Source organism: Paucibacter sp. B51, from assembly GCF_027863535.1.
Classification (GTDB): Bacteria; Pseudomonadota; Gammaproteobacteria; order Burkholderiales; family Burkholderiaceae_C; genus Paucibacter_A; species Paucibacter_A aquatilis.
Genome location: NZ_JAPIVN010000001.1, coordinates 3,036,012 through 3,052,119 on the forward strand (window position 1 = coordinate 3,036,012; position 16,108 = coordinate 3,052,119).

A 16,108-nucleotide genomic window follows, 5' to 3' on the forward strand; every position below is an offset into this window, starting at 1 on the left:
CAATTGCCGTCCCGTGACAGCAACATCGGCTCAGAACAAAACTTTCGAAGCAAGAATGTATCAATAAAAATCTTTCTTTTCACAAGTCCGGCAAGAATTTCTGCTAGTGGTTTCTACTGAATTTGTCTTTTTCGCAGGGGTATTGCTGGTTTTCTTCGTTGACATCTTGCTTTGTGCTGCATAGAGTCTTTCCATTGCTTTCGATTTGCGCAAACGAGCGAAGGGCTCGCGGCGCAGACGGAAAAGGCCGTTCACCCGGGCGGCCTCACCCCCACACCGCAAACCCGGCCGCGCCAGTTCCAAAGGCGGCAGCGAGGATTTGCAGGACGTCGTTGATTCAGAGGGATATGCAGATGGTCAAGAACCGCTTACCGCAGCCGACGCTGCCAAGCCATGCGCCAAGCACCGCGCTGCGCACGCCGGCCTTGGCCCTGGCTGTGCTCCAGGTCTGCGGTGGCCTGCTGCTGGCGGCGGCTGAGGTGGCGGCGGCGCCGCTGGGTGCGCTGCGCGAGATTCAGGCCGTGCCGGCTTCCGCCACGCCGGCGCCGGGCGAAGGCCTGCAGCAGTGGGATCTGCGCACCGACAGCAAGATGCGTCTGCGCATCAGCCTGCTCAAGCCCGATGTGCTGCGCCTCTGGGCCGGGGCCAAGGATCAGCTGCAGTCCGCCGGTGACAAGGCGGCGCCCATCGTCATCGAGACGGTCAGCCAGCCGGTGGCCCACAGCTGGAGCGATCAGGGCGACCACCACCTGCTCAAGACCGAGGCCCTGGCCCTGCGCGTCTACAAAAAGCCCTTGCGCCTGGCGCTGTACAAGGCCGACAACCGCAGCCTGCTCTGGCGGGAGACCCAAAGCCTGGACATCGCCGACAAGCTCAGCGTGCAGACCTTGAGCAGCCAGAAGGACGAACGTTTCTTCGGCGGTGGCCAGCAGAATGGCCGTTATGAGTTCAAGGGCAAGCAGCTTGAGGTTTCGTACTCGGGCGGCTGGGAAGAGGGCGATCGGCCCAGCCCTGCGCCTTTTTTGATGAGCTCGCGCGGCTGGGGCATGCTGCGCAACACCTGGAGCAATGGCAGCTACGACCTGCGCTCGCCCGAGCAGATCTCGCTGCAGCACCAGGAGGGGCGCTTCGACGCCTTCTTCTTCGTCGGCCCAAGCATCCGCGAGGTGCTGGCCCGCTACACCGAGCTGACCGGCCGCGCCCGCCTGCTGCCGCGCTGGGCTTATGAATACGGCGATGCCGACTGCTACAACGACGGCGACAACGTCAAGAAGCCCGGCACCGTGCCCAAGGGCTGGAGCGACGGCCCGACCGGCAAGACCCCCGATGTGCTGAGCTCCGTGGCGCGCAAGTACCGCGAGCACGACATGCCCGGTGGCTGGATCCTGCCCAACGATGGCTACGGCTGCGGCTACACCGACCTGCCCGATGTCGTGAAGGGTCTGGCCGATCTGGGCTTCCGCACCGGCTTGTGGACCGAGAACGGCGTGGACAAGATCAAGTGGGAGGTCGGCACGGCCGGCAGCCGCGCGCAGAAGCTGGACGTGGCCTGGACCGGCCAGGGCTACCAGTTCGCCATGGATGCCAACCAGTCGGCCTTCAATGGCATTCTCGACAACTCCGACGCGCGGCCCTTTTTGTGGACGGTGATGGGCTGGGCCGGCATCCAGCGCTATGCCGTGACCTGGACCGGCGACCAAAGCAGCAGCTGGGACTACATCCGCTGGCACATCCCGACCCTGATCGGCTCCGGCCTTTCGGGCCAGGTCTATGCCACCGGCGACGTGGACGCCATCTTCGGCGGCAGCCCCGAGACCTACACCCGCGACCTGCAGTGGAAGACCTTCACGCCGGTGCTCATGGGCATGAGCGGCTGGGCCGAGGCGGCGCGCAAGCACCCCTGGGCCTACGAGGAACCCTACCGCAGCATCAACCGCAAGTACTTGAAGCTCAAGATGCGCTTGACGCCGTACATGTACACCCTGGCCCATGAGGCCGAGGTCAGCGGCGCGCCCTTGGTGCGCGGCCTGATGTGGGACCACCCGCAGGACCCGGCCGCCTTCACCGAGGCGCACAAGTACCAGTTCCTGCTCGGCCGTGATCTGCTGGTGGCGCCGGTCTACCGCAGCCAGGCCGCCTCGGGCGGCTGGCGCAAGAACATCCACCTGCCGCAAGGCCTGTGGTTCGATTACTGGGACGGCCGCAGCGTCCGTGCGCCGGAAGCCGGCCGCACGATCGACCTGCAGGTCGGCCTGGACAAGCTGCCCGTCTTTGTGCGCGGCGGCGCCATCCTGCCGCTCTACCCGGAAAGCCTGTACGACGGCGAAAAGCCCAAGGACGAGCTGGGCCTGGACCTCTATCCCCACGGTGAATCGAGCTTCACCCTGTACGAGGACGACGGCCTGACACGCCAGTACCGCGAACAGGGCAAGAGCAGCCGCCAGCGCATCCGCATGAGCGCACCGCTGGACGGCGCCGGCGATGTGCGGGTGGAGGTCGGCGCGGTCGAGGGCGAGTACGCCGGCCAGCTGGCGCAGCGCCGCCTGGCCCTGAGCGTGCACACCCGCGTCAAGCCGGCTTCCGTGGAATTGGGCGGTCAGGTTCTGCCTGAGCTGGCCGATGCCCAGGCCTTGCAAGCGGCCAGCCAGGGCTGGTTCTTCGATGCGGCCGACCGCTTCGGCACGGTGCAGATCAAGACCGGCCCGCGCTCCATCCGCCAGTCGGCCAGCTTCCTGTTGAAGATCGCCGCGGGCAGCGTGCTGGCCGGCAGCGAGGATTTCCCGGCCGCCCCGGTGCTGGGCCGCCAGGTGCCGGTGGACAGCCTGACCGTGGTCAACCGCCCGGCCGAAGAGCCGGGCCACCACATCGAGCGTGCGTTTGACGGCAAGCCCGAGACCTGGTTCCGCACCACCCGCAACCAGGCCATGAAGGCCGGGCCGCATGAATGGGTGCTGGGCCTGGGCGAGCGCCGCCTGATCGACGGCATCGAGATCGCGCCGCGCAATGACAAGAACTGGAAGTACGGCCAGGTTCGCGACTTCGAGGTCTACATGGGCGACAACAACGGCGACTGGGGCGCCCCGGTGCTGGCTGGCCGCCTGCCGCTGAAGGAGGGCCTGCAGACCCTCAACTTCCCCAAGCCGGCCGCCGGCCGCCTGCTGCGTTTCCGCGTGCTGAGCACGCACAACAAGGTGGCCGATGCCGCTGCTGACGGGGCCGCGGCCGAAACGGGCGGCGAAGCAGCTGCCAAAGCCTTCAATGCCTTGCTGCCCAGCGAGGTCGAGCCCATCGCCTTGTCGGAGTTCCATGTGCTCGAACATCGTGCTGCCGAAGGCGCCGCCGAGCAGCAGCGTTACCTCTCCGAGCTGCCGGCCGTCGGCGCCGCACGCCGCGACCGACCAGCCAGCGCCGCCGCGCAGATGCGCATGAACGGCCTGCAGTTCCACAAGGGCTTGGGCGTGGGCGCCAGCAGCCGCCTGGACTTCAGCCTCAGCGGCCGCTGGAACCTGTTCCGTGCTGACCTTGGTGTGGACGACAGCTGCCGCAGCTTTGGCGGCCTGCAGTTCCAGGTCTGGGGCGATGGCCGCCTGCTCTACGACAGCGGCCGCATCCAGGCACCGGCCGTGGTCAAACCCGAGCTCGATGTGCGGGGGCTTAAGCATCTGAGCCTGCGCACCCTGCGCGCCACCGGCAGCCAGGCCCACAAGGTCTGCGCCAACTGGGCCAATGCTTCCTTGCTGGGCTTGGAAGGCGCCACCGTGAGTTTCGACGCGACGCCCTCAAGGCCGTCGCGAGCGGAAAACGCAGCACCGCGCTGACGACCCAGCCAGCACCGACCCCACCCACCCTTCACTGACCCCTGTTCGTTGGCAAAAACAGGCCAGCCGCGTTGCGGCGTGCCCAAACCTTGGAGATGAGACGATGAGAAAAACGACAAAACTGGTGGCCGTCCTGGCCGCAGCCGGCCTGGCGTCCTGGGCCCAAGCCCAAACCGCGAACCCGAGCAACAAAGAAGCGGGCGAGAAGCTCGACCGCGTCGAGGTGACCGGCTCCAGCATCAAGCGCATCAACGCCGAGACCGCCTCGCCGGTGCAGGTGGTGGACGCCAAGCAGATCGAGAACATGGGCGCCAAGACCCTGCAGCAGGTGCTGGAAAACCTGCCCGCCAATATGCCGGCGCTGCAGGACTTCCGCTCCATGTTCACCGGCACCGATGGCGCCTCGCAGGCCAATCTTCGTGGCCTGGGTGCGCAGGGCACGCTGATGCTGCTGAACGGCCGCCGCCTGTCCTTCTACGGTGCGCCGGATGGCTTCCAGACCCAGTTCGTCAATATCGACACGATTCCAGCGGCCGCCATCGAGCGCATGGAAATCCTGACCGACGGCGCCTCGGCTGTTTACGGCTCGGATGCCGTGGCTGGCGTGATCAATGTGATCACCAAGAAGGAGTTCACCGGCCTGCAGCTGAGTGCCAACACCGAAAGCTCGCAGCGCATCAAGGCCTACGGTCAGCATTCGGCCAGCGCGATGTTCGGCTTTGGCGATCTGGCGCGCGACAAGTTCAATGTCTACGGCTCGGTCAATCTCTACAAGCGTGACACCGTGTCGCCCCAGGACACGCTGGACAAGCGCCCGGCCGGCTACTACATCGACAACCCGAACTACATCAAGAACTTCCGCATCAGCGACGGCAGCACGCCGGGCGTGCTGAACCCGGGCACCTTGTTCGTGTTCGACAGCAAGAACACCCGCTCCAGCATGGCGGTGCCGGGCTGCACCAGCATCGTCACCACCGGCAGCAACACCAGCTGCGCGATCAACAACCTGCCTTACCAGCTGGCCGTGGTGGGCGCCTCCGACCGCGCCACCCTGTTCCTGAACGGCACCTATGCCGCCAGCCCCGACATGGAGTTCTTCGGCCAGGCCAACTACACCCACATCCAGCTTCACTCGATCAACCGCCCGGCTTTCTTCAACAGCGGCTCCAGCAGCAACTGGTTCTCGCGTGACACCGGCACCACGCTGAACACCTTCACTCAGCCTTTCCTGGGCCCCAACAACGTCTACAACAAGCTCACGCCTGAGCTCAAGGCCAAGATGGGCGGCGCCGCGGGCCTGACGTATTACCTGCTGGACGATCTGAACCACATTGGCCAGAAGAACGAGGACAACAGCTACCGGGTGCTGGGCGGCGTGCGCGGCAGCTTCGGCAAATGGGACTACGAGTCGGCCTTCAGCCTGGCCGGCAGCCACTCGACCCTGTTCCAGACCATCAACACCAGCAAGAAGGGCTTCGAGAAGGCCTTCGGTCCCTACACCGTCGATCCGGTCACCAAGCGCACCTATATTGCTGACAATCCGGCCTACAAGTTCGGCGAGATCAGCGCATCCAATGCGGCCCTGCTGCGAGAAGCCTTCCCGACCTTCGACATCCATTCCTGGACCCGTCTGGCCACCTGGGACGGCAAGGTCGAGGGCGAGGTCGCACAGCTCAGCGCGGGCGCCGTGCGTGCGGCTTTCGGTGCCCAGCTGATGCGTGAGGAGTTCTACACCCCGGGTAACCCGGCGGCAGCGGCCGGTGACATCACCCAGCAGGGCGGCTCCTGGTTCAAGGGCGAGCGCAATGTGGCGGCGCTGTTCAGCGAAGCCATCGTGCCCCTGAGCAAGAACCTGGAGATGGACGCTGCCGTGCGTCTCGACAAATACCCCAACTTCGCTGCCAATCTGGCGCCCAAGGTGGGCCTGAAGTACCGAGCCATGCCCGAACTGCTGCTGCGCGGCACCTATTCGGAAGGCTTCCGTGCGCCCAATCTGGCGGAGTCCGGCAACGGTGGCGTCTATGCCCAGACCGTGGTGCGCGACGAACTGCGCTGCAAGCAGACCGATGCAATCGCCAATCTGCTGAAGAGCTCCACGGTGGCTTCCGAGCGCGAGCGCGGCACCCAGCTCTTCAACAGCAACTGCAGCACCGTGGTCGGAGGCATGACCCCGCCCAATCCCAATCTGCAACCCGAGAAGGCCAAGATCTCCACCCTGGGGATCGTGCTGGAGCCGCACAAGGACTTCAATGTCTCGGCCGACTATTTCTTCGTCTACCGCCGCAACGAGATCGTGCGCGAGGACTTCGGCCGCTTGTTCCGCGAGGCGGTCGAGAAGTATGGCCCGAGCCTGGAGGGCGCACCCAATGCCCAGCGCGTGCCACTGTCAGACGCCGACAAGGCCGTGATGGCTGAAGCGGCCGCCATGTGCGCCAACCCGGCCAATGCCGCAGCCTGCGCCGCCGGCGTGCCCAAGTACACGGTCGGCAACCTGGCCGGCCTGGTCAACAAGTACCTGAACCGCGGCCGCACCCTGGTGGATGGCTTTGACCTGGACGCTCAGGGCCGCTTCAGCCTGGGTGACTACGGCCGCCTGGGTCTGGGCATCAAGACCACCATCATGAACCGCACCATCTACAACTACGACGATGGTGAGGGCTGGTCGGGCAACTACATCGGCCTGCACAGCAACCCCAAGGTCACGGCCACGCTGAATGCTGACTGGAAGTACCGGGACTTCACGACCAGCGTCTTCGTCAACTACACCGGCACCCGCAAGTGGGCCGACTACCCGGGCGACGAGACCTACACGCCGGAAGCTTGCGCGACCAAGGGTGGCGCCCTGACAGCGGACGATTGCCGCCGCGGCATTCCGTCCTACACCACGGTCAATCTGTCGATGAATTGGACGCCGATCAAGCACCTGAACCTGGGCCTGAACGTCAAGAACCTGTTCAATCGCCAGCCCTACTACGACCCCAATGGCTGGGAAGGCTATGACCACCGCTACAACATCTACGGCCGCATGTTGAGCCTGTCCGCCAGCTACAAGTTCTGGTGATCTGGTGTGGCCGGGGCAATGCCCCGGCCCGCCTTCCTGTTTCTCGACGTGCCCGGCTTGCGCCACGGACGTCTGTTGCGAGAACTGCCATGTCAGACTTTCGATCTCTGTTGCCTCATGCGCTGCTGCTGAGCGCCTGCCTCGGCCTGAGCGCCATGGCCCAGGCGGCGGCCTTGATGCCCGCCCCGGGCTCGGCCACCGTGGCCAAGCTGGCCCCAACACGTGTGGCCCTGGCCGGCAATGCCTTCATCACCAGCGCCGCGCCCGATGCGCCTGAGTGGATCTCCTACAACGAGGGGCTGATGGATTGGCGCGATGCCCGCACCGTCATCAGCAGCTGGGTTCGTGTGGCCCAGCCCGGCAAGTTCAAGATCAGCCTCAAGGGCACGGTGCCGGCGGGCAGCGTCAGCCAGGTGCGGGTCTCGGCCCTGGGCAAGTCATTCAATCTGCGCCTGACGCCGACGGCCGGCCCCTTCAACACCCTGGCCACCATCGATGTGCCGCAGGCCGGCTACGTGAGGATCGACGTGCAGGGCATCAGCCGCACCGGGCCTGAGTTTGCGCAGCTTCAGGCCATCGAGCTCAGCGGCACGGCAGCGGCCGGCCTGGTCTATGCCAACCTCGATGCCGACTGGGGCTATTACTGGTCGCGCCGTGGGCCCTCGGTGCACATGAGCTACAGCACGCCGGCCCACACCGAGTACCTCTACAACGAGCTGACCATTCCCGTCGGCGAGGATGCCGTGGGCTCCTACTTCATGGCCAATGGCTTTGGCGAAGGCTACTTCGGCATCCAGGTCAAGGAGGAAGAGCGCTGGGTGCTGTTCTCCGTCTGGGATGCCGACAGCGGCAAGACCACCTTGGTGAAGAAGGGCCCCGAGGTCGTCAGCAATGAGTTCGGCGGCGAGGGCACGGGCGGCCAGAGCTATCTGGTCTACCCCTGGAAGGCCGGCACCACCTATCCCTTCATCACCCGTGTGCGTCCGGACGGCCAGGGCAACACCTTGTACTCGTCCTGGTTCTACGCGGTGGAGCAGGGCCAGTGGCGTTTCATCGCCACCTGGAAGCGCCCGGCCACCAACACCTGGCTGACCGGCGCCCATTCCTTCTGCGAGAACTTCATCGATACCAACGGTTTCGCTGGCCGCAAGATGCTGATGGGCCAGCAATGGGCCGTCAACAAGAGCGGCGCCTGGACCGAGCTGAACAAGGGCTGGTTCACGGTGGACCCGACCGGCGGCAACCGCCAGCGCCTGGACTTTGCCGGGGGTGTCGATGCCAGCGGCCAGTTCTACCTGCGCAACGGCGGCTTCTTCAACGCCACCGTGCCCGCCAATCAATCCTTCACCCGCCCGCTGGGCGGCAAGAAGCCCACGGTGGAACTGAGCTCCTTGCCCGAATGAAGGCCCGCCGAGGCAGGCTGGCGCCACAATGCGCCGGTGCCTTCGGCTGACCGCGCCCACCGACATTCCTCCCTTTTTCTTTTCCTCATGCACGCACGCACCATGCAACGCCGCCACTTTCTTTCCTCCAGTTCCGCCGCCCTGGGCGCCGCCAGCCTGAGCACCCTGATGCCCACCGCCCGCGCCGCCGGCCGGGAACGCCTGCGCCTGGGCCTGATCGGCACCGGCATGCGGGGCCAGGTCTTGCTGACCGAGCTGCTGCGCCGCGACGATGTCGAGGTGGTGGCCCTGTGTGACATCGAGCCCATCATGCTGGGCCGTGCGCTGGCCATGGTGGAGCGCTTCAAGAAAGCCAAGCCGCAGACCTACGGCGAGAGCGGCGACAAGCTTGCCTACCGCAAGCTGCTGGAGCAAAAAGGCTTGGACGGCGTCATCATCGCCACGCCCTGGGAGCTGCATGCCTCCATGGCCATCGATGCGATGAATGCCAAGGTGCCGGTCGGCTGCGAGGTGGTGGCCGGCATCACCCTGCAAGACCATTGGGACGTGCTGCGCACGCAGCAGCGCACTGGCACGCCCTACATGCTGCTAGAAAACGTCTGCTACCGCCGCGATGTGATGGCGGTGCTGCAGATGGTGCGTGCCGGCCTGTTCGGTGAGCTGGTGCATCTGCAGGGCGGCTACCAGCACGATCTGCGCGCCGTGAAGTTCAACAACGGTGACCCGAACAAGCCTTACGGCAGCGGCGTGGAGTTCGGCGCCAAGGGCTGGAGCGAGGCGCGCTGGCGCACCGAGCATTCGGTGCAGCGCAACGGCGAGCTCTACCCCAGCCACGGCATCGGCCCCTGCGCCATGTACGCCAACATCCACCGCGGCAACCGCTTCACCCACATCAATGCCTTTGCCAGCAAGGCCCGGGGCTTGAACGACTACATCAGCAAGAAGATGGGCGCCAAGGACCACCCCAGCGCCAAGGTGAAGTTCAAGCTCGGCGATGTGGTCACCACCACCCTGGCCTGCGAGAACGGCGAGACCATCATCCTGCAGCACGACACCTCGCTGCCGCGCCCTTACTCGCTGGGCTTCCGCGTGCAGGGCACCGATGGCCTGTGGATGGACCTGAACCATTCCATCCACATCGAAGGCATCAGCAAGCCCCACCAGTGGGAGGACTTCAAGGCCTACCAGGACAAGTTCGATCACCCGCTGTGGAAGAAGTACGCGGCCAAGGCCGAAGGCGCCGGCCATGGCGGCATGGACTTCTTTGTCGTCCACGCCTTTGTCGAAGCGCTCAAGGCCAACGCGCCCATGCCCATCGACATCTACGACGCTGTGGCCTGGAGCGCGATCACGCCGCTGTCCGAGCAGTCCATCGCCGAGGGCTTCAAAACCCTGGCCTTCCCGGACTTCACCGAAGGCCTGTGGAAGACGCGCAAGCCCATCTTCGCCTTCGACGACAAATACTGAGCCGCCGCATGAGCAGCAAGCCGCGCCGCAGTTCCTGGATTGCCGGCCTGCTGGCGCTGGCCCTGGCCGGGTCGATTTCTGCCCCAGCCTGGAGTGCGCCCGCGCGCTTCGAGCTGGGCCGGGATGAGTTCCTGCTGAATGGCCAGCCCACCCAGCTCATCGGCTGCGAGATACACCCCGCGCGCATCCCGCCCGAGTACTGGAAGCACCGCCTGAAGATGGCGCGCGCCATGGGTTGCAATGCGGTGCCGATCTATTTGTTCTGGAATCAGCACGAGGCGCGGCCGGGCCAGTTTGATTTCAAGACCGGCAGCCGCGACATCGCCCGCTTCGCCCGCCTGGCCCAGGCCGAGGGCTTGCTGGTGTTGCTGCGACCCGGGCCTTACGTCTGTGGTGAATGGGATCTGGGCGGATTGCCGCCCTATCTGCTGGCCCATGCGGACATCGGCCTGCGTGGCCAGGACCCGCGCTATCTGCAGGCGGTGACGCGTTATGTGCGCGCCGTGTCCCGGGCGCTGGCGCCGCTGCAGATCCAGCGCGGCGGGCCGATCGCCATGCTGCAGATCGAGAACGAGTACGGCAGCTATGCCAATGACCGCGGCTATCTCAAGCGCTTGGCCGCGCTGTGGCGCGCCGAGGGCTGGCAGATCCCGTTCTACACCGCCGACGGCCCGACCGCCCAGATGCTGGGCGCCGGCAGCCTGCCCGGCGTGGCCGTGGGCCTGGATTCGGGCAGCGAGCCGGCCCACTTCGAGCTGGCTCGGCGCATCAACCCCGGCGTGCCGGTGTTCAGCAGCGAAACCTATCCCGGCTGGCTGACTCACTGGGGCGAGGCCTGGGCGCGGCCCGAGGTCGAGCCTTTGTTGAAGGAGGTGGATTTCCTGCTGCGCGCGGGCAAGTCCTTCAGCTTCTACGTCGCCCACGGTGGCAGCAATTTCGGCTTCACCGCCGGCGCCAACTCAGGCGGCAAGGGCTATGAGCCCGATGTCACCAGCTACGACTACGACGCGCCGATCGACGAGCAGGGGCGGCCGCGCGCCAAGTACTTCCAGCTGCGCGAGCGCATCGCGGCCCTGCGCCAGGATCGCAGCCCTTTGCCCGAATTGCCTGCACCGATCCCGGTGATGAGCCTGCCGGCCCTGCAACTGGAGCCGCATGCCTCGCTCTGGCAACACCTGCCCCCAGCACGGCGCAGCTCGCATCCCAAGACCTTCGAAGCCCTGAGCCATGAGCAGGGCTTGATGCTCTACCGCACCCGCCTGGTCGGCGCGCGCAGCGGCAAGCTGGTCCTGCATGGTTTGCATGACCTGGCCAGTGTGTATCTGGATGGCTGCTTGATCGGCCACCTCGACCGCCGCCTGGGTGAGAACAGCCTGGAGCTGCCCGCCAGCGAGGCGGCCGAGCCGCTGCTGGAGATCCTGGTCGAGGCCATGGGCCGCATCAACTTCGGCCCGCTGCTGGTCGACCGCAAAGGCATCACCGAACGGGTAAGCCTCAACGGCATGACCTTGCTGGGCTGGGACCACCACCCGCTGCCTCTGCGCGAGCGCTGGGTGCAGGGGCTGCCGGCCGCGGCGTCTGCGGCGGCGCTGGACCCGCGACCGGGTCGTTTCTTCAAGGCCAGTTTCGTGATCGCTGGCACGCCAGCCGACACCTTTCTGGACTTGTCCCAGTTCGGCAAAGGCATGGTCTGGGTGAACGGCCACAACCTTGGCCGCTACTGGGCCATCGGCCCGCAGCAGCGGCTTTACTTGCCCGCGCCCTGGCTGCGGCAGGGTCGCAACGAGCTGATCGTGCTGGACCTGCGCTCGACCGCGGGTGGTTCGGTCAGTGGGTGGGAGGCGATGAATCCCTGAAGCGCAAGCACGAGCGTTCTGCGTCGTGCAGCCTTCCAAGGTCGGCAGGTTTCAGTGGGCCTGAATCCAGGCCAGGCCTTCGGCCGTGGCGTAGCGGATGGCGGCGCGCGGGCTGTGGAAGCTGGGGGTGAATCGCATCACGCGGTCGTGGCTGGCCATGCCTTGGCCCGAGCGGATGGAGACGGAGGCGGCGAAGCTGCCATCCGATTGCGGCTTGATCATGGGTGACACCAGGTACTTGCCGACTTCGATGCTGTGCTTGTTTTGCATATTGTTTTTTTCTTGCGGTGCGGCGGGCTTGGGGCCCGTGCCGCCAGTTTCGGAATGAGAAGAGAACTCAGACCAAGGAGTACGGAAAAGCGTTCGAAACAGGGGAGGGGAGCTTGCTACGGCATGTTGGGGCATGCAGTGGATCGAGAGTCCTCAAGGTCTCCATCGATCTCAGGGCTGGGCTTGGGATGCCCGGCTTGGCTTGAGGTGCTCGGCCATGGCGAGGCCGCCTCAGCCTGCCATCATCGGCAGGGCTTGTCGGGTTCAGTGCTTGCGCTTTGACTGAATGAGCAGCAAAGCGCGATGCTGGCCCGACTTGTCTTCTTCGTTTGTTTTTCTACTTCTTGGTGTTGCGTCTTTTGCGAGTCGGGTCAGAAGCCCCGGTGGCGCAAAAAACAATGGGTTGACGCTTGCACGCCAACCCATCAGGTGAGCGGCGCCCGAGGGCACCACCCGCCGTGCTCAATTACAGAGCGCGGATGTTCGAAGCTTGCAGACCCTTGGGGCCTTGCTTGACTTCGAATTCAACCTTTTGGTTTTCGGCCAGAGTGCGGAAGCCGCCGTTGTTGCGGATTTCGCTGTGGTGGGCGAACAGGTCCTTGGAGCCATCTTCAGGCGTGATGAAGCCGAAGCCCTTGCCGTCGTCGAACCATTTCACGGTGCCAGTTTGCATTGTTGTCATGATGTGTTCCTTTTGAACAAATTAAAAATACTCCGTGGCTCGCGACAACGCAAAGCCTGCGGAGACAGAAACACTCAAGAACAGTCAAACGGGGAGTTGAAACTGAAGCGAGCCTGGCGCGACGAATGAAGCGAACGTACGGCGGGGCTGCAGATTGAAGACCTTGAAGAAACGGTCTTGTGCGTATCTATGCAGCTAATGTAGCACAGTTTGTCTGTCCCGCCCCGCGCTTTTTCTACCGAGGCCATATCCCGCTTGTTCTGCGCATGCGTAACTGGCAAGCTGCGCGGCTCCATGAAAACTGCTGTCCTTTTCTCATTTGGCAAGTGTCGCTTGCTGAGTCTCTTTCCTGCCCTTGCGATGGTAGGTCTGGCCACGGCCGTGTCGGCTGCGCCGGACGAGGAGCGCTTGGGCCGCAGCCTGGGCTACCCGGTGGGGCAGGCCAGCAACTGGTTCACCTCCGAGCTGGTGCGTGTGGGCTCGTTCACCCATCAGGCCGAGATCCCTGGGTTGATGAATGGCAGCGTGCATGAGCTGGCTCCCAGCTCCCAGGTGATGCCGCTGATGCGAAGCGCACGTGAGCCGGCGATCCGTTGGCATGTCGATGCGCTGCGCAATCTCAGTATCGATGACTATCTGGCACGCCAACGCGTCATGGGGCTCTTGGTGATCAAGGACGGTGCTGTTCAGATTGAGCGTTATCAGTACCGCCGCAGTGCGCAGGACCGATTTCTCTCGAACTCCGTGGCCAAGTCCTTGGTGTCTCTTGCGATTGGCCTGGCTTTGCAAGATGGCAGTATCAAATCGATCGAAGATCCAGCCGAGCGATACGTCAGCAGTCTGGCGCACAGCCAATTCGGACGTGTGAGTTTGAGGGATCTCTTGCGCATGGCCTCGGGCGCTCGTTTCAGTGAGCGCTATGACGGCAGCGATGATCTGGAGTACTTCGGGCGCGTGGCGGCCCGCGAAGGACTGGAGCTCGCGGCGCAGCAGATCAGCGAGCGCGCGGCTGAGCCCGGCCAGCGTTTCAACTATGCCAGCGCCGACACCATCGTCCTGACTCTGGTCCTGCGTGCGGCCACCGGAAGCAGCCTGAGTGATTATCTGCAGCGTCGACTCTGGCAGCCCATGGGCGCTGAGAGCTCCGCCTTGTGGCGCACCGACCGCCAGGGTGTCGAGATTGGCAGCGGCAACTTCAACGCCACGCTGCGCGACTACGGCCGTCTGGGCTGGCTTTTGGCCCATGACGGCCTGCGCCCGGATACCGGCCAGCAGGTGCTGCCACGCGAGTATGTGCAGGAGGCCACCGATGCCAGCCGCCATCCACCCCAGTTCGCGCCGGGCCAGGCCACGCCGTACTTCGGTTATGGCTATCAGTTCTGGACCTTCCCCGGGCGGGCACGACGCTTCGCCTTGCTGGGCGTGTATGGGCAGATGATTTTTGTCGATCCGGCGCTCAAGTTGGTGATGGTTCAAACCAGTGCCAACGCCAAGCCACGCGCGGGAGACACCAGCCTGGGGCGCGAGGCGGATGCCTTCTGGCGCGGCCTGGTCGCCCATTACGGTGGCAGTTGGTAAACCGAGGTTCGCTGTGTCGGCCTGCGGCTAGGATGCGCGCCAGGAGTGAAGTCTCATCATGCGAATTGAAATCGAAGCCGGAGTTCGGCTGTTTGTCGACGTGCAAGGCCCTGGCCTCCTGCCTGATGGGCCGCGCATGCGCGAGCTGCCCACGCTGATCTGCATGCACGGTGGCCCGGGCTTTGACCACGCGGCTTTCAAGCCTGGCTTTGCTGCCTTGGCCGATGTGGCTCAAGTGATCTTCTATGACCACCGTGGCCATGGTCGCAGCGACCCGCGCCCGCCCGAGGAGTGGAACCTGGATACCTGGGCCGACGATGTGGTGCGGCTTTGTGACGCGCTGGGTTTGGTCAAGCCCATCGTGCTGGGGCAGAGCTTTGGCGGCTTTGTGGCACAACGTTATCTGGCTCGCCACCCAGCACATGCCGGCAAGGTCATCTTGTCCAGCACTTCGCATCACATGGGGCTGGAGCGCAAGCTGGCGGCGTTTGAGCGCCGCGGTGGCGCACACGCGAGGGCCTTGGCCGAGGACTTCTGGCTTCGCCCTTCGATGCAGACCTGGCATGCCTACTGGGATGGTGTGCGCAGCCTCTACAACACCCGTCCGCCGCTGGACCCTCATGCCGGCGCGAGAACCCTGATCAAGCCCGAGATTCTTTTGCACTTCGTGGCGGGTGAAAAGCAGCAGATGCAACTGCTGCCCGGCCTGGCCTCGGCGCAGTGCCCGGTGCTGGTGATGTGCGGTGATCAGGATCCTGTGTGTCCGCCCGAAGATGCGCAGGAGATTGCGGACGCCTTGCCTGCGGGCTTGGGTGAGCTGGTGACTTTTGCTGGCGTCGGTCATGGTGCCTGGCGTGACGACCCGGACGCAGCCTATGCTGTCTTGCGTCGATTCATCATGCAGCCACTGTGACTTGGGGCCGATGCCCCCGTTCGATCAGGCGCTGAACAGCGCGGCCAGTTCCCGTTCCACCAAACTCGCGTCGCCGAGGTTCATCTCGATCAGGCGGCGCAGATGGGTGATGCTCTCAATATCGATGCTGCGGCAGAGCATGCCGGCGCGGTCGTCATGCATATGGGCCAACTCGCCGGCCATTGAGATGGTGGTTTCGCCGTCGGCCAAGGTGATCTTGAGCAGGCAGGGCGTGCCCACATTCGCGCCGCTTCCTGATGGCAAGAGCAGCAGCGCACCTTTGAGGGAGAGGTCCAGCACCTGAGCTTGCAGGGCGGTCTGCGTGGTGATGAGTTCGGCTTTGACGTCGAAAGCGACGCGGGCGAACTGGCGGCGTTCGGTGTTGATGGCAGTCTCCCAAAGTCGCAAAGCGTGGGCGCTCGAGGCGCTCGAGGCGCTCGATGGATGCTAGCAGAGGGGGCAGCCCGCAGGCGCATGGAAAAAGGCCTCGAAACAGCCGCCTGATTCTCTCGGGGCGATGCTGCACTTGAGGCGTGCAGAGGCCCTCAGCCGCTCCAGGGTTCGCAGATGGTGCTGAGCTCCACAGCCTTGCGCAGGCGCGCAGGCACCACCGATTCCAAGCCCATGGATTCCAGCGTGTACCAGGCTGCGCGCAAATAGGCAGCAGTGGATTGCCGAGCTTCACCCATCGGCAGGCCACGCGGCTCCGCGTGATCCAGCGCCCGGCCCTCGGACTGGCGGCTTTGCATATGGCTGCGCGGTTCGATCACTGGCGCCCGGTAGCGCAGGGCGATGCGTGCCAGCAAGGTCTGCACCTCGTCGCTGTGGGCATGGGGCCCCAGCAATTTGGCCAGATCGCCCAGCACTTCCTCTGCAGCGGCTGCCAACAGGCGCGCCGCATGGTCGCTGCCCCCTGCCAGATAGAGGGCGGCGGCCAGGTCGGCGTATTCCAGGGCCAGCGCCAGCTTGGGCAGGTCGGGGTTCGAACTCATGGTGTAAGAAGATGCAGCAGCGCAGGCTGTTTCAGCGCCGCACAGTGTAGGCTGCGTGCGAGTGGCTA

Annotated in this window: 11 protein-coding genes; 7 read left to right on the forward strand and 4 right to left on the reverse strand. The window is 64.8% G+C overall.

Going from position 1 to position 16,108, the window contains the following annotated elements; genetic code table 11:
- Positions 1 to 347 precede the first annotated feature (347 nt).
- The 5 genes from OOB33_RS13055 to OOB33_RS13075 all read left to right on the forward strand — a co-directional run bounded on the left by OOB33_RS13055 (position 348) and on the right by OOB33_RS13075 (position 11,605).
- Positions 348 to 3,818, forward strand: a complete 3,471-nt coding sequence (locus OOB33_RS13055; RefSeq protein WP_271008999.1) for a TIM-barrel domain-containing protein — start codon at positions 348 to 350, stop codon at positions 3,816 to 3,818.
- 103 nt (positions 3,819 to 3,921) lie between these two features.
- Entirely contained in the window at positions 3,922 to 6,879 is a 2,958-nt protein-coding gene (locus OOB33_RS13060) for a TonB-dependent receptor plug domain-containing protein (protein ID WP_271009000.1), read from the forward strand.
- Between the two features lie 89 nt (positions 6,880 to 6,968).
- The gene (locus tag OOB33_RS13065; protein WP_271009001.1) at positions 6,969 to 8,282 is read left to right on the forward strand and encodes a DUF3472 domain-containing protein; all 1,314 of its coding nucleotides are present in this window, start codon (positions 6,969 to 6,971) and stop codon (positions 8,280 to 8,282) included.
- 87 nt (positions 8,283 to 8,369) lie between these two features.
- The gene (locus OOB33_RS13070) at positions 8,370 to 9,749 is read left to right on the forward strand and encodes a Gfo/Idh/MocA family protein (RefSeq protein WP_223696835.1); all 1,380 of its coding nucleotides are present in this window, start codon (positions 8,370 to 8,372) and stop codon (positions 9,747 to 9,749) included.
- An 8-nt stretch (positions 9,750 to 9,757) separates the two neighbouring features.
- Positions 9,758 to 11,605 carry a beta-galactosidase gene (locus OOB33_RS13075; RefSeq protein WP_271009002.1) on the forward strand — a complete coding sequence of 616 codons (1,848 nt, stop codon included), beginning with the start codon at positions 9,758 to 9,760 and terminating at the stop codon, positions 11,603 to 11,605.
- 51 nt (positions 11,606 to 11,656) lie between these two features.
- Here the strand turns inward: OOB33_RS13075 and OOB33_RS13080 are convergent, their stop codons facing one another.
- Positions 11,657 to 11,875 (reverse strand): hypothetical protein, encoded by a 219-nt coding sequence (locus OOB33_RS13080; RefSeq protein ID WP_102769940.1) that lies wholly within the window; start codon positions 11,873 to 11,875, stop codon positions 11,657 to 11,659.
- 466 nt (positions 11,876 to 12,341) lie between these two features.
- Positions 12,342 to 12,548 carry a cold-shock protein gene (locus OOB33_RS13085; RefSeq protein WP_058720877.1) on the reverse strand — a complete coding sequence of 69 codons (207 nt, stop codon included), beginning with the start codon at positions 12,546 to 12,548 and terminating at the stop codon, positions 12,342 to 12,344.
- Positions 12,549 to 12,917: 369 nt separating this feature from the next.
- Here OOB33_RS13085 and OOB33_RS13090 point away from each other — a divergent pair, with 369 nt between their 5' ends.
- Both OOB33_RS13090 and OOB33_RS13095 read left to right on the forward strand, forming a co-directional pair.
- Positions 12,918 to 14,135: a serine hydrolase domain-containing protein gene (locus OOB33_RS13090; RefSeq protein ID WP_271009003.1), complete on the forward strand. Its 1,218-nt coding sequence runs from the start codon at positions 12,918 to 12,920 to the stop codon at positions 14,133 to 14,135.
- Positions 14,136 to 14,193: 58 nt separating this feature from the next.
- Entirely contained in the window at positions 14,194 to 15,048 is an 855-nt protein-coding gene (locus OOB33_RS13095) for an alpha/beta fold hydrolase (protein WP_271009004.1), read from the forward strand.
- 24 nt (positions 15,049 to 15,072) lie between these two features.
- On the opposite strand, the gene OOB33_RS13100 is transcribed toward OOB33_RS13095, so the two are convergent.
- On the reverse strand, positions 15,073 to 15,456 hold the full coding sequence (locus OOB33_RS13100) for a PilZ domain-containing protein (protein ID WP_223696834.1): 384 nt from the start codon (positions 15,454 to 15,456) through the stop codon (positions 15,073 to 15,075).
- Positions 15,457 to 15,593: 137 nt separating this feature from the next.
- Positions 15,594 to 16,040 (reverse strand): hypothetical protein, encoded by a 447-nt coding sequence (locus OOB33_RS13105; protein WP_102769943.1) that lies wholly within the window; start codon positions 16,038 to 16,040, stop codon positions 15,594 to 15,596.
- Positions 16,041 to 16,108 lie beyond the last annotated feature (68 nt).

Excerpts from the sequence above, each read along its gene's own strand:
- OOB33_RS13055 (WP_271008999.1), top strand. The coding sequence starts at position 348 with ATGCAGATGGTCAAGAACCGCTTACCGCAGCCGACGCTGCCAAGCCAT.
- OOB33_RS13060 (WP_271009000.1), top strand. The coding sequence starts at position 3,922 with ATGAGAAAAACGACAAAACTGGTGGCCGTCCTGGCCGCAGCCGGCCTG.
- OOB33_RS13065 (WP_271009001.1), top strand. The coding sequence starts at position 6,969 with ATGTCAGACTTTCGATCTCTGTTGCCTCATGCGCTGCTGCTGAGCGCC.
- OOB33_RS13070 (WP_223696835.1), top strand. The coding sequence starts at position 8,370 with ATGCACGCACGCACCATGCAACGCCGCCACTTTCTTTCCTCCAGTTCC.
- OOB33_RS13075 (WP_271009002.1), top strand. The coding sequence starts at position 9,758 with ATGAGCAGCAAGCCGCGCCGCAGTTCCTGGATTGCCGGCCTGCTGGCG.
- OOB33_RS13080 (WP_102769940.1), bottom strand. The coding sequence starts at position 11,875 with ATGCAAAACAAGCACAGCATCGAAGTCGGCAAGTACCTGGTGTCACCC.
- OOB33_RS13085 (WP_058720877.1), bottom strand. The coding sequence starts at position 12,548 with ATGCAAACTGGCACCGTGAAATGGTTCGACGACGGCAAGGGCTTCGGC.
- OOB33_RS13090 (WP_271009003.1), top strand. The coding sequence starts at position 12,918 with ATGGTAGGTCTGGCCACGGCCGTGTCGGCTGCGCCGGACGAGGAGCGC.
- OOB33_RS13095 (WP_271009004.1), top strand. The coding sequence starts at position 14,194 with ATGCGAATTGAAATCGAAGCCGGAGTTCGGCTGTTTGTCGACGTGCAA.
- OOB33_RS13105 (WP_102769943.1), bottom strand. The coding sequence starts at position 16,040 with ATGAGTTCGAACCCCGACCTGCCCAAGCTGGCGCTGGCCCTGGAATAC.